Origin of the sequence: Mesorhizobium sp. M1004, assembly GCF_040318795.1 — a bacterium.
In the GTDB taxonomy this organism is placed as follows: Bacteria; Pseudomonadota; Alphaproteobacteria; order Rhizobiales; family Rhizobiaceae; genus Mesorhizobium.
Map to the genome: position 1 here is coordinate 563861 of NZ_JAMYNB010000001.1, position 12207 is coordinate 576067.

The window sequence follows — 12207 nt, forward strand, 5'->3', positions numbered from 1 at the left end:
ATGAGGGTCGAGTGGTATTTCAACCGATTGCGCAGCATGGAGTTGGCCGAGATATTGCATCGGTTGGACGAGCAGCGCCGGAGGACCGTTTCGCGCCGCCGCGACAACGGCTGGCAGCGCTATGCGTCGCCGCAGTTGCACCCGGTGCTGCACGGATTGCGGAATGCTGTGCCGGCCGCTGCGACACCAGCCCAGCGGCAAGCTATCAAGGCGGCTGCGCAAAACACTCTTCGGGGCCAGTTTTCAGCACTTGGGCAGACCTGGCCACAGCGAGACCCCTATACTCTCTTTCCACCCGAGCTCTGGCGCCTTGATCCGGTGACCGGCCGGCTTTGGCCAGGCCCCAAGACCCATACTTTCGATATCGATTTTCGCCATGCTACCGGCCGTGGCGATGTAAAATATGTCTGGGAAATCAACCGGCTGCAGCAACTGCCGCCACTGGCTGCCCATCTGCTTCTCACCGGCGACGATCAATCCCGTGCGGCCATCGAGGCGGCGATCGAGAGCTGGCATTTCGCCAACCCACCATTTCGGGGCGTTGGCTGGGCCTCGGGCATCGAGGTCGCGCTACGAGCCATCAGCCTGATTGTCACGCTCGACCTCGTCGGCGACCGGCTTGGCGCGGCGACGCGAGAAAAAGTCGGTGAAATACTGGCGGCAAGCGCCTATTGGCTGCCGCGGTTTCCCTCCCGTTTTTCGTCCGCCAACAACCATCTCGTCGCGGAATTGGCTGGCGAATATTTGATCGGTCTGGCTTTCGGGGCCGAGGTGGCTCGCGAGTCGCTCCTGGCTGAGGTGCTCAAACAGATCCTGGCCGATGGCGCCGGGGCCGAGCAGACCCCGACCTACGCCGCCTTCAGTGCCGAACTTTTCCTGCTGTGCGCTGCGGCGGCGCGCCAGGCCGGACTGCCTTTTCCCCAGCCCGTCGAAGCGCGTTTGGCCGCTTTCGCCAACTTCGCAGGCTGGCTCCCGCCGAAAACCAGCGGCTTCGGCGACAATGATGAAGGCCGCGTGATCACGCTGGGGGGCGAAACCGATTATGTCGGATCGGTCGCGGCCGCCATCCATGGTTTTCTACGGATGCCGGGCAGCGCACCGGAGCCTGGCGATTTTCGTGCGCTTTTCTTCGGCGCGCCACCGCGGCCGGCGCCGGTGCCGGATGGATTGCATACATTCACGCAAGGCGGGCTCTCCGTCTGGCGCGGCGAGATGAATGGTCGCAACGTCCATCTGACATACGACCACGGCCCGCTGGGCTACCTTTCGATAGCGGCGCACGGTCATGCCGACGCGCTGTCGCTCACCCTGTGCATTGACGGCGATCCGGTGCTGGTCGACCCCGGCACATGGCTCTATGGTTCGGGGGGAGGCTGGCGCGACTGGTTCCGCTCGACGCCGGCGCACAACACGCTGAACCTAGAGGGTAAAAGCCAAAGCATCATCTCCGGGGCGTTCAACTGGTCGCACAAGGCGGTTGCGACATTGGTGGAGAGCGAGCCGGGGCCGCACTGGAGGCTGTGTGCCCGACATGACGGGTACAAAGGCCGCTTCGGCGTTGTGCATCAACGCGCCGTGACACGCGATGGCGACGGCATCCTCGTGACCGACCAACTGCTCGGCGGCAGCCGCGTCGCTGAGATCGTCTTCCAACTCGCCGCCGACCTCCACGCCAACAGGGATGGAAACATTGTCACGGTATTGCGCGGCGCTGAACCTTTGATGACTATCCACTTTCCAGACGCAGCGATCCACATCCGTTCCGGCGGCGACACACCGGGCCAGGGCGGCTGGGTTTCGCCGCGTTTTGGTGCAAGGCAGCCAGCCGAACGCCTCGCATGGCGTGGCCAAGTAGGCGAAAAGGGAGTAGTCATCCGGCTCGCGCCAAGTCCGCCGCAGACCCGATAACGGGCAGGTTGCAGGCGCAGCGTTCGACATTAATTACGTTCAGATATTTAGCGGTTTTGACACCGTTGATCTGCTAATTTGGCCATGATTGTTCTGCCAGTCGCATCCCGATACACAGTTGCGGGCAGCATATGATGGGCCTGGCAATATGTGCTTCGCGACGAGCCGGATCACCATTTCACCACCTAGGAGCCACTGCATCGATGTTTTCGGAATTCGCCAGGGTGATCGTGGAAAAACTCTCACACATCGATCTGCTGACACTCGGTCTCTTGTTGCTCACGGCGCTGGGGAGCGCGGTGGTCGCCTACTGGCGAACGGTCGAACAGAAATCCTTCCGGGACTTTTTCGACTTCGCCTTTCCCGCGGAAGTCATCATGCACCCATCGGCGCGAGCGGACGCATTGTTCTGGATCACGAAAAGGCTGGTGATGCCCTTCCTGCTCATTCCCGCCGGTGTCACCTTCGTTGCCGCCACGGGATATGCAACAAACCAGGCAGTCGGCTGGCTCTTCAGCATCTCGCAACCGCTGATACCCGGCCCCGCCGGCCCAGTGACGATCATCCTCTTCACCGCAACCATGCTCGTTGCTTACGATATCTCCTACTACCTATATCACGTTGCCCAGCACCGTTTCCCGTTCCTGTGGGAATTGCACAAGGTGCATCATTCGGCCGAAGTGATGGTTGGGATCACCAAGGACCGGGTTCACCCCCTGGACGATCTGATGAACCGGATCTGGGACGGCGTCATACCGGGGATCAGTTTCGGCTTGTGGAGCCTGATTGCGCTTGATCCGGTCGAGATCGCGATATTTGGCATCAACGTCTATGTCATTCGCAACATTCTCATGATGGACTTTGTTCGCCACACGCATCTGAAGATTTCCTTCGGCCGGTTGAACGGCGTCATCTTGTGTCCGCACTGGCACCAGGTGCATCACAGTGTCGACCCTCGCCACTACGACAAGAATTTCGGGCTGCTTTTTTCATTCTGGGATCGCATATTCGGAACGCAGTTCATCCCGGATCCGGACGAAGACCTCAAGTTTGGACTGATAGATCGCGACGTACGCGACTATCAGTCGCTTTTCGGACTTTACGTGCTGCCGCTCAAGAAAATGGCAAACCATATCATGCGACTTTTTCAAAAGCGCATCGATGTCGCGCAGCCGCAGGACCGTCTCCAACCATGAACAAAATGGCTTCGATTGACGCTGTTGGTGCGGAGCGACTGGAAATCGTCAGTTCGACGGATCGCCTGGCCGCCATCGAAGCCGAATGGGTAGACCTATGGCATCGTACCCATGCACTGATCTTTCAGAGCCATGCCTGGGTTTCGGCATGGTGGAGCACCGTGCGTGACCGCGACCGGCGCTCGCTGCGGATCGGCCTGGTATGGAGCGATGACAGGCTGGTCGCTGTCATTCCCCTGGCGATCGGCAGACGAAAAGGACTTCGGCTCCTCGAATGGGCCGCCAATAGCTATACGGACTATGGTGATATTCTTGTCGCGCCGGAATGCTCCCTATCGGCCCTCCAGAACCTCTGGAACCGGATCTGTTCGGCGGGTGGCTTCGATCTTGCTTTTATCAATCGTCTGTCTCCGGATGCGGCAGCCCGCAGGATTTTTACACCGGCCTCTTCCAGCGGCGTCAAGCTTCGCGCCAATCACCGGGAGGAAGTCAGTTATCGCGTCGCTGGACAGTGGGCCAGCGGAGCAGCGTGGCTGGCGGACCAGCCGAAAAAGATGCGCCAGAACTATCGGCGCGGCATCAAGATACTGGAAGAAACAGGCGAAGTGAAATTCCGCCTCCTGTCGGCCGACGAGCCGCTGCAGCCATTGCTGGAGCGACTATCGGCGCTGAAGCGCAGATGGCTGGAAAAGCACACGCGTGAATCCGACCTTTTCGAAGAGGGCGAGCCGGTTCTTGCCGCCCTGGTGGACGCGCTGTCACGCGCCGGTGTGCTGCGCATTTTCGTACTTGAATGCAATGGTGCGATGGTCGCGGTTTCCATCAACATCGTCCAGCACAACGTCATGATGGCATTCGTTACCACCTACGACCCTGATTTTAGCCGAGCGTCGCCGGGTGCGGTCCTGATTACGGAGTATATACAGTGGTCGTTTGATCACGGCTTGGGATTGGTCGATTTCCTCTGTGGCGGAGAGGCCTTCAAACATAGGTTTGCAACACAGGCCGTTACCCTCCAATCCGTTCTTGGGGCACGCACTGTGCAGGGCGCGCTCGCTTCTCTCGCTGATCGTATCTGTCAGACGATCCGCGTACGCACACGCGGATTGGCGTCGGCGAATCCAGAGCGCCCGCCCGATGAGACTGCTTAATTTAGCTGGATAACTCGGGCATAAGCCGCCGAGCGTTGAGGGCTTGGCGTGCGAGATGGGCGCGCCATTCGAAAATCCGCGTCTATTGCGCCTCGGAATCGGGACCGAATGGGTCCGCAGGTGGAGGCTTCAGCCAATTCTCGCAAATCACGTCTCTCGAGGCGCAGTTTGTCGTCTGCGAAGCGTCGCAACACGTTCGTTGGCGTCACAACGGCAGCAGGCTAGGTCCTGAAAATCATTGAAGATTTTTTCGGACAGGGCGCCTACCATAGGTCCGCGTTTTACTGTGATTCAACACTTTAGGTAGGCTGGTAGCGGGAGAGGGACTTGAACCCCCGACCCCAGGATTATGATTCCCGTGCTCTAACCAACTGAGCTACCCCGCCAGGGCGGCGAAAGGCCCGAAATCCGCCTTAAATCGAAAGGCATTTCGAGGCGTTCGCCAAGGTCGCGCGGATATAAGGTTGGGAGGGCGAGCCTGTCAAGCATCGATGCGCGAGGGGCGCCGGCATATTGTCGCCGGTAAAAGCTTTGCCGGGCTGGCATCTCCGGTAAGCCACCGGGGTTGAGTTCGACGGGGCACGCCGCTATGTCTCGGCCAAGAAATTAGAGTTTGAAGCTGATGAAGCCGCGCATTGCAGTCCTCGGTTGCGGATACTGGGGCAGCAACCACATCCGCACCCTCAAGGCGCTCGGCGCGCTGCATGCGGTTTCCGATGCCAATCGGGCGCGGGCCGAAGGCTTTGCCAGCGAGCAGGACTGCCTGGCGATCGAGCCCGACCAGCTGTTCGTGCGTGACGATATCGACGCCATCGTCATGGCGCTGCCGCCGCAATTCCATGCCGATCTTGCCGTGCGCGCCGCTGAGGCCGGCAAGGACGTGCTGGTGGAAAAGCCGATTGCGTTGACCGTGCCCGACGCCGAGCGCGCCGTGCAGGCGGCCAGGGACAACGGCCGCGTGTTCATGGTCGGCCATGTCTTGCGATTCCATCCCGCCTTCGAGACGCTGAAGGCGCTGATCGACAATGGCGAGCTCGGCGAGGTTCGCTACATCCACTCGCACCGGCTCGGCCTCGGCAAATTCCACACCGAGAACGACGCACTGTGGGATCTGGCGCCGCACGATCTGTCGATGATCCTGGCCATCACCGGCACCGAGCCGATCGACGTCAGGGGCGAGGGGGCCGCACTCCTCGACAATCTCAGCGATTTCGCGCATCTGCACATGCGTTTTCCCAATGGCTTGCGCAGCCATCTCTTCACCTCGCGGCTCAATCCCTATCGCGAGCGGCGGCTGACCGTGGTCGGCACCAAGGCAATGGCGGTGTTCGACGATGTCGAGCCATGGGAGCGCAAGCTGGCCGTCTACCGCCACGCGGTGTGGCAGGACAGCGGCCAGTGGGCCTTCACCACCAACGAGCCGTCCTATGTCGCGGTCGGCCAGGGGATGCCGCTGACGCGCGAGCTCGAGCACTTCATCCAGTGTATCGAGACGCGGGCCGAGCCGCGCACCAGCGGCGAGGAAGCCATCAGGGTGCTGCGCATCCTGACGGCGGGTACAGTCACGCACACAAAGTCCTGAGACCGTTTCGAAACCCTGCTCTTAAGGCAGATCGAAACCAAACTGCCTCCGAGAGGGTAGTGTTTACTCTGCGGGAATCTGCGCCGGCCTGGCTGCGAGCCGGCTGAGCATGGCTTCGGCCTCGGCGCCGCGCTCGGAGCGCTCAATGAAGCCGCCGCCGAAAACGCGGGCTTCGTTGCCGTCGTCGGAATAGAGCACGCAGGCCTGTCCCGGCGCGATGCCGGACTCGCCGTCGACCAGTTCGACAAAGGTGCTGCCGGCGCGGTGATGCAGCACGGCCGGGCGCGGCGGCCGCGTCGAGCGGACCTTGGCGAACAGCTCCATGCCGGCGGCCGGAATGTCGGACAGCGCGCGATCGCCCAGCCAGTTCATGTTGCGCAGATAGATCTTGTGGGTCTCCAGCGCCTCGCGCGGGCCGACGATGACACGGGCCCGGTCGGCGTCGAGATGGACGACGTAAAGCGGCTCGCCCGAGGCGATGCCGATGCCGCGGCGCTGGCCGATCGTATAGCGCAGGATGCCGTCATGGCGACCGAGCACGCGGCCGTCGATATGGACGATGTCGCCTGGGTTGGCGGCAGCTGGCTTCAGCTTGGCGATGATGTCGGAATATTTGCCCTGCGGCACGAAGCAGATGTCCTGACTGTCCTGCTTGGCGGCAACGGTCAGCCCCATTTCTTCGGCGATGGCCCGCACCGCAGGCTTGGACAGCCCACCCAGCGGAAAGCGCAGATAGTCGATCTGCGCCTGCGTGGTGGCAAACAGGAAATAGCTCTGGTCGCGGTCGGCATCGACGGGCCGGAATAGCGCGCGGTGGGCGCCATTGGCCCCGGAGCGGATATAATGGCCGGTGGCGAGCGCATCGGCGCCAAGGTCCTTGGCGGTGGCCAAAAGGTCGGCGAACTTCACCGTCTGATTGCAAGAGACGCACGGAATGGGCGTTTCGCCGGCAACGTAGCTCTCGGCAAACGGGTCGATGACCGCCTTGCGGAAGCGCTCCTCATAGTCGAGCACGTAATGCGGAATGCCCAATGTCTCGGAAACGCGGCGGGCATCGTCAATGTCCTGGCCGGCGCAGCACGACCCGGCCCGGTGCGTTGCGGCGCCATGATCGTAGAGCTGCAGCGTGACGCCGACGACATCATAGCCTTCGCGCTTCAGCAGACCGGCGACGACGGACGAGTCGACACCGCCCGACATGGCGACGACGACGCGGGTGTTTTGCGGGCTGGCGGGAAGGTCGAGGCTGTTCATGGTTCTTTCGTTCTGCGCGGCGCTTCAATGGCAGTGGCGCGAATATAGGTCAACCACACCAGCGGCGCCAGCTTTGCGGCGGTGCCGATTTTGCGGGAAAATTGCGCGCCTGCCCGCCGTTGCCTCAAATGCCGACGAAAAGACTAACGCGGCGTTCATGATCCTTACCTACTCATTAGGGTTCGCTTAGGCAATTTTTAAAGCTGTGGCGGTAATGTGGTGGGGATTGGGTCTTTGAGTTTTTAGTAGAGAGTACGATGACCGATCTTGTTAGACCGCGAGTCAAATATGTTATTGGGCCTGACGGCAGCCCTCTTACGATTGCCGATCTTCCGCCGACGAATACACGTCGCTGGGTTATCCGGCGCAAGGCGGAAGTGGTTGCTGCGGTCCGCGGCGGGCTTTTGAGCCTCGACGAGGCATGCCAGCGCTACAAGCTGACCACCGAGGAATTCCTGTCCTGGCAAGCGTCGATCGACGAATACGGCCTTGCCGGGCTGCGCACGACGCGCATCCAGCAATACCGGCACTAGAGCCAGGACCACAATAGAAAAGGGCGCGGTAACCGCGCCCTTTTGCCTGTCGGTAATGCCTGCTGCTCAGACCGTCAGCACCACCTTGCCGATCGGCCTGGTGGCGAGAAAAGCGTGCGCGGCGCCCGCCTGTTCGAGCGGAAAGCTCTTTGCCACATGGACCGCAAGCTTTCCCGCATCGACCAGTTTGCCAAGTTCGACGAGGCCTTCACGGTCGGGCACGACGGACATGCGCTCGACGCGGATCCCACGCGCAGCAGCCTTGGCTCGGGTGGTGTCGTGGACATTGAGCAGCGACACCAGGACCCCACCGTCCTTCAGGACTGTCAGCGATTGGTCGGCATGGTCGCCGCCCATCGGCTCCAGCACCAGGTCGACGTCGCTGACCTCGGCGGCGAAATCTCCCTTGGTGTAGTCGACCACTTCATCGGCGCCGAGCGAGCGGACGAAATCGAGTTTCTTCGGGCTGGCGGTGGCGATGACATAAGCGCCGTGCGCCTTGGCGATCTGCACCGCCAGATGCCCGACGCCGCCGGCCGCAGCATGGATCAACACGAGCTGGCCGCGCTTCAGGCCGCCATGGCGGACAAGGCCTTGCCAGGCGGTCAGACCGGCCAGCGGCAGCGCGCCGGCATGATTGTGGTCAATGCCTTGCGGCTTCGGTGCGATTTCATCGGCCGGGGTGACAGCGAGTTCCGCATAGGCCGCGGCCTGCTTGGGAAAACGCGGCATGCCGAACACGGCGTCACCGACCCTGAGGCCGCCATCGACGCCTGGGCCTACCGCCTCGACCGTACCTGAAATATCCCAGCCCAAAGTGAAGGGCGGTTCGCCCAGCAATGGATAGTAGCCGGCGCGCACCGAGCCATCGACCGGATTGATACCGGCGGCATGCACGCGCACGAGCACTTCGCCTGACTTGGGCGAGGGCGCGGGGCGATCGGCCATGACGAGGACGTCGGGTCCGCCGACTGAATTCTGGACAACGGCACGCATGGGAGGCTCCTGCTGGGGTTTCTGTGCCACTATCATTTGGATAGTAATATTCCCTTGTCCAGTATGTACCTTTTCCATATATAGGCACCTCATGGATAGTGATAATGATTGCGGCTCCGGCTATGACGCCTTCCAGCGGACGTGTCCTTCGCACGCCGTGCTCGAGATGCTGGCCAGCAAATGGGTCTATCTGACGGTTTGTGCGCTGCGCCGTGGCCGGATGCGCAACGGCGAACTGGCGCGTAAGCTCGAAGGCATCACGCCTAAAATGCTGACGCAGACGCTGCGCGTCCTCGAGCGCGACGGGCTTGTGCGGCGCGAAATCTTTCCGGTGATCCCGCCGCGGGTCGAATATGAATTGACCGAACTTGGCCAGAACCTGGCGGGGCTGCTCACCCAGATACGCTCCTGGTCGGAAGAGCATGTGCCTGACATCAAGCAAGCGCGGGCGAGGGCGGCGGCGAACCTGGACAGGGATTTGGCACGGGCCTGAAGCTGCGGCCGCCTTACGGGCCGGATCAGCAGCGCCGGAGCCTTTTGGCGCGCTACACGCAAAGCAAAGCGCGGCGTCAGGCGGCGCCGGTCGGGTTAAAACTCTGCCGTCAGCCGATCATGGCGCTGCGACCGCCGAGTTCCGCGTCGCGGATCTTGGTGTCGCGCGATTCCAGCATCTCGGCCTTGGAAAGCTCCGCTTCAGCTTCGCCGAGTAATGATTCGGCAGCGCTTCGCTGCTGGGCGAGGTCGCTTTGAGAGTTTCTGAGGTTATCACGGCGCAGACGCGCCGCCTTGGCGAAGGTCGGATAGGCAAAATGATTGATGTCGGTGATGCCGGCCTTCTTCTCCTCGGCGGTGATCTGAAGCTCCAGTTCAACGGCCATGCGCTCGAACTCGGCGATCATCATGTCGAGCTGCAGCAGCTGCCGCCGCTTCTCATTCACCTGAAATTGCTTCAGCCGAACGAGGTTTTCACGTGACTTCATGATTCGGTACTCCCGGAAACGCACACCTGCACATATCGTCCAATCCGCCCGCCAGGGCCTGGCGCCGCCCGTATCCACCGGCATTCCCCGAACTATGGGAAACAAATCCCTAAAGTTTTTTGCCGGCGGTAACCATTCGTTTACGCGCATTGTTAATCATAAGGGCGAGGACTTAAGGCCGGGTAAAAATTCCGGCTCCCGATACGGAAGCCGGCCAGCGAGTCCCTTGAGTCACTTAGTCCGACTTATTAATGTGTTGCATTAGCGATTTGGTTCTGTGATTCATCATTAGATTCAAGAGGGTGTAGAAAGGGGTTAAAAAATCTGGTACCGTCCTTGGTGCGGAATTAGGTTTTGTTAACCATTCGATGGCAGCCTCTGTTCAGGCAATCACTGCTCCGGTCCCGGATGGGTCGTGACATGGTCCGGCGGCAGAAAAGGGGAATGAAATGCGCGTTCTGCTGATAGAAGACGACAGTGCAACCGCTCAGAGCATCGAGCTGATGCTCAAATCTGAAAGTTTTAATGTTTACACGACCGACCTCGGCGAAGAAGGTGTCGATCTCGGTAAACTTTATGATTACGATATCATTCTTCTCGACCTCAACCTTCCCGATATGTCCGGCTACGAAGTCTTGCGGACACTTCGCCTGTCCAAGGTGAAGACGCCGATCCTGATCCTGTCCGGCATGGCCGGTATAGAGGACAAGGTGCGCGGCCTGGGCTTCGGCGCCGACGACTATATGACCAAGCCGTTCCACAAGGACGAGCTGGTCGCCCGCATTCATGCCATCGTGCGCCGTTCCAAGGGCCATGCCCAGTCGGTCATCACCACCGGCGACCTGGTGGTCAATCTCGACGCCAAGACCGTCGAAGTCGGCGGCCAGCGCGTGCATCTGACCGGCAAGGAATACCAGATGCTGGAGTTGCTCTCGCTGCGCAAGGGCACCACGCTGACCAAGGAAATGTTCCTCAACCACCTTTATGGCGGCATGGACGAACCGGAACTGAAGATCATCGACGTTTTCATTTGCAAGCTGCGCAAGAAGCTCGACGCAGCATCCGGTGGCCAGAACTACATCGAGACGGTCTGGGGTCGCGGCTATGTGCTGCGCGAGCCGGAAGACATCCGCGTCAGCGCCTGAGCGAACATCATCCAATTGAATCAATGCAAAAAACCCGGCTCAGGCCGGGTTTTTTGCTGTCCTTTTTTGGCCGAAAACGAGCCGAATCAGGCGGCAACCTTCAAGGTACGAAAACGTTCGAGCAGTTGCGGCCGGTTGAACGGCTTCAACAGATAACCCTGGGCGCCGGCGCGCTTTGCCTTCATGATCGAGGCAACATCGACCTCGACCAGCGAGATCAGAATCTGCGGTTTGATCGTGCTCTCCATGGCGCGAACCTGGCGAATGACGTCGACCGCTTGCATGTCCGGCAGGGCGCCGTCGACGACAATCACATCAGGCATCTCGGCAGCGCACATCTCAACAGCATCAAGTCCAGTTGCCGCTTCGATCACCACCATGTCGGAGCCGCCAAGAATCCGTTTTGCAACCTTTCTGATGACGCTCGAATCGTCGACAAACATGCAGCGCTTCATTTCCGGGTCCTCTTTGCCATGGGGCGAACCGGCGGCATCCGGGTATCGGGATGCACACTAGGCCGATCTGGTAAAGAAGCAGAAAAGCCGTTAGGTAAAGTTTTTACAAACATGTCGTCTGCAGCCCCATTCGGCAGGGGCATTGCCGGCAATGAAACTTTCCTGTTCTGAATTGCCGCAAATATCAGCGGGAAAAGATACTTGATTGTTCTTGATGCTCGGACGTCCTGCCGAACGGCTTCGCTCAAGCCGCGGACAGCACGATCTCTTCGGCGGTCGCATGAATCGAGATCGTCATGTTGGCCTCACGCGCCAGCAGCAGCGTGTAGTAGGGCTGGACGGTATGGGCGTCGATAGGCTCCTCGGGCTTGTTGCCGGAATGGAGCTCGAGGAATTTCGGCGGCACGCGCAGCATCGGGCCGCTTGCGGCAAGCGCAAAGCGCGGCTCGGTGTCGAGGTTTTCCAGCGTGACCACCAATCTGCCACCGCGCGGGATGGCGGCATTGGCGACGAGCAGCAAATTGAGCAGCAGCTTGACCTTGTTCTTGGGCAGCAGGGCGCGAACCCCGTTCCAGATCAATTCCGGCTTCTCGTTCTTCAGGAAGGCGATGGCGACGGACTCGGCATCGCCGGTGTCGATCATCATGCCCGCCGAACCGGCGGCACCGAAGGCGATGCGGGCGAATTGCAGGCGGGCCGAAGCGTTTCTGGCGCTCTGCCGGATCAGTTTCATGGCGTCTTCGTCGGCGCCGCCCTCGTCCAGGAGTTCAAGGCCGTTGTTGATGGCGCCGACCGGCGAAATGATGTCGTGGCAGACTCGGCTGCACAACAAGGCTGCGAGATCGGGTGCGGAGAGAGAGAAAAGCTCAGCCATCGGCGAAAAATCCCTGCTAAAATTCACATCCTGGTGGCCGCGCGGCCGACAGCCACGCTCACCACCCGAATCACGCTCTCTCCCCCCAGGCATTCTGAATACACAGCGCCCGAGCGTGCAGCAACAATCCACA

Annotated in this window: 12 protein-coding genes and 1 tRNA gene; 7 read left to right on the forward strand and 6 right to left on the reverse strand. The window is 60.6% G+C overall.

The genetic code is table 11. The annotated features are described in order from the left end of the window. The 3 genes from NKH54_RS02705 to NKH54_RS02715 all read left to right on the forward strand — a co-directional run bounded on the left by NKH54_RS02705 (position 1) and on the right by NKH54_RS02715 (position 4255). Positions 1 to 1908 (forward strand): heparinase II/III family protein, encoded by a 1908-nt coding sequence (locus NKH54_RS02705; protein ID WP_353027681.1) that lies wholly within the window; start codon positions 1 to 3, stop codon positions 1906 to 1908. 203 nt (positions 1909 to 2111) lie between these two features. Then, positions 2112 to 3104: a sterol desaturase family protein gene (locus NKH54_RS02710; RefSeq protein ID WP_023686296.1), complete on the forward strand. Its 993-nt coding sequence runs from the start codon at positions 2112 to 2114 to the stop codon at positions 3102 to 3104. Next, positions 3101 to 4255, forward strand: a complete 1155-nt coding sequence (locus tag NKH54_RS02715; protein ID WP_353027682.1) for a GNAT family N-acetyltransferase — start codon at positions 3101 to 3103, stop codon at positions 4253 to 4255. Before NKH54_RS02710 ends, NKH54_RS02715 begins: the two co-directional genes overlap by 4 nt. A gap of 309 nt (positions 4256 to 4564) precedes the next feature. Here the strand turns inward: NKH54_RS02715 and NKH54_RS02720 are convergent. Continuing rightward, positions 4565 to 4641 (reverse strand) — tRNA-Met (locus tag NKH54_RS02720). 236 nt (positions 4642 to 4877) lie between these two features. On the opposite strand from NKH54_RS02720, the gene NKH54_RS02725 reads away from it, so the two are divergent. Continuing rightward, a complete protein-coding gene (locus NKH54_RS02725; protein WP_023699712.1) occupies positions 4878 to 5837 on the forward strand; it encodes a Gfo/Idh/MocA family protein in 960 nt (319 codons plus the stop codon). 63 nt (positions 5838 to 5900) lie between these two features. On the opposite strand, the gene mnmA is transcribed toward NKH54_RS02725, so the two are convergent. Next, positions 5901 to 7091 carry a tRNA 2-thiouridine(34) synthase MnmA gene (mnmA, locus tag NKH54_RS02730; RefSeq protein ID WP_027049863.1) on the reverse strand — a complete coding sequence of 397 codons (1191 nt, stop codon included), beginning with the start codon at positions 7089 to 7091 and terminating at the stop codon, positions 5901 to 5903. A 257-nt stretch (positions 7092 to 7348) separates the two neighbouring features. On the opposite strand from mnmA, the gene sciP reads away from it, so the two are divergent. After that, complete coding sequence (gene sciP, locus NKH54_RS02735; protein WP_013529904.1) at positions 7349 to 7624, forward strand: CtrA inhibitor SciP; 276 nt, start codon at positions 7349 to 7351, stop codon at positions 7622 to 7624. 66 nt (positions 7625 to 7690) lie between these two features. Here the strand turns inward: sciP and NKH54_RS02740 are convergent, their stop codons facing one another. Continuing rightward, positions 7691 to 8620 carry an NADP-dependent oxidoreductase gene (locus NKH54_RS02740; protein WP_353027683.1) on the reverse strand — a complete coding sequence of 310 codons (930 nt, stop codon included), beginning with the start codon at positions 8618 to 8620 and terminating at the stop codon, positions 7691 to 7693. Between the two features lie 91 nt (positions 8621 to 8711). On the opposite strand from NKH54_RS02740, the gene NKH54_RS02745 reads away from it, so the two are divergent. Then, positions 8712 to 9113: a winged helix-turn-helix transcriptional regulator gene (locus NKH54_RS02745; RefSeq protein ID WP_023691645.1), complete on the forward strand. Its 402-nt coding sequence runs from the start codon at positions 8712 to 8714 to the stop codon at positions 9111 to 9113. A 109-nt stretch (positions 9114 to 9222) separates the two neighbouring features. Here the strand turns inward: NKH54_RS02745 and NKH54_RS02750 are convergent, their stop codons facing one another. Then, complete coding sequence (locus NKH54_RS02750; RefSeq protein WP_023669945.1) at positions 9223 to 9600, reverse strand: flagellar export protein FliJ; 378 nt, start codon at positions 9598 to 9600, stop codon at positions 9223 to 9225. A gap of 449 nt (positions 9601 to 10049) precedes the next feature. On the opposite strand from NKH54_RS02750, the gene ctrA reads away from it, so the two are divergent. Then, the gene (gene ctrA, locus NKH54_RS02755) at positions 10050 to 10745 is read left to right on the forward strand and encodes a response regulator transcription factor CtrA (protein WP_006203583.1); all 696 of its coding nucleotides are present in this window, start codon (positions 10050 to 10052) and stop codon (positions 10743 to 10745) included. 86 nt (positions 10746 to 10831) lie between these two features. Here the strand turns inward: ctrA and NKH54_RS02760 are convergent, their stop codons facing one another. Both NKH54_RS02760 and chpT read right to left on the reverse strand, forming a co-directional pair. Then, positions 10832 to 11200, reverse strand: a complete 369-nt coding sequence (locus tag NKH54_RS02760; RefSeq protein ID WP_023669946.1) for a response regulator transcription factor — start codon at positions 11198 to 11200, stop codon at positions 10832 to 10834. A gap of 244 nt (positions 11201 to 11444) precedes the next feature. Then, complete coding sequence (gene chpT, locus NKH54_RS02765; protein WP_023669947.1) at positions 11445 to 12074, reverse strand: histidine phosphotransferase ChpT; 630 nt, start codon at positions 12072 to 12074, stop codon at positions 11445 to 11447. Between the last annotated feature and the right edge of the window lie 133 nt (positions 12075 to 12207).

Excerpts from the sequence above, each read along its gene's own strand:
- NKH54_RS02705 (WP_353027681.1), top strand. The coding sequence starts at position 1 with ATGAGGGTCGAGTGGTATTTCAACCGATTGCGCAGCATGGAGTTGGCC.
- NKH54_RS02710 (WP_023686296.1), top strand. The coding sequence starts at position 2,112 with ATGTTTTCGGAATTCGCCAGGGTGATCGTGGAAAAACTCTCACACATC.
- NKH54_RS02715 (WP_353027682.1), top strand. The coding sequence starts at position 3,101 with ATGAACAAAATGGCTTCGATTGACGCTGTTGGTGCGGAGCGACTGGAA.
- NKH54_RS02725 (WP_023699712.1), top strand. The coding sequence starts at position 4,878 with ATGAAGCCGCGCATTGCAGTCCTCGGTTGCGGATACTGGGGCAGCAAC.
- mnmA (WP_027049863.1), bottom strand. The coding sequence starts at position 7,091 with ATGAACAGCCTCGACCTTCCCGCCAGCCCGCAAAACACCCGCGTCGTC.
- sciP (WP_013529904.1), top strand. The coding sequence starts at position 7,349 with ATGACCGATCTTGTTAGACCGCGAGTCAAATATGTTATTGGGCCTGAC.
- NKH54_RS02740 (WP_353027683.1), bottom strand. The coding sequence starts at position 8,620 with ATGCGTGCCGTTGTCCAGAATTCAGTCGGCGGACCCGACGTCCTCGTC.
- NKH54_RS02745 (WP_023691645.1), top strand. The coding sequence starts at position 8,712 with ATGGATAGTGATAATGATTGCGGCTCCGGCTATGACGCCTTCCAGCGG.
- NKH54_RS02750 (WP_023669945.1), bottom strand. The coding sequence starts at position 9,600 with ATGAAGTCACGTGAAAACCTCGTTCGGCTGAAGCAATTTCAGGTGAAT.
- ctrA (WP_006203583.1), top strand. The coding sequence starts at position 10,050 with ATGCGCGTTCTGCTGATAGAAGACGACAGTGCAACCGCTCAGAGCATC.
- NKH54_RS02760 (WP_023669946.1), bottom strand. The coding sequence starts at position 11,200 with ATGAAGCGCTGCATGTTTGTCGACGATTCGAGCGTCATCAGAAAGGTT.
- chpT (WP_023669947.1), bottom strand. The coding sequence starts at position 12,074 with ATGGCTGAGCTTTTCTCTCTCTCCGCACCCGATCTCGCAGCCTTGTTG.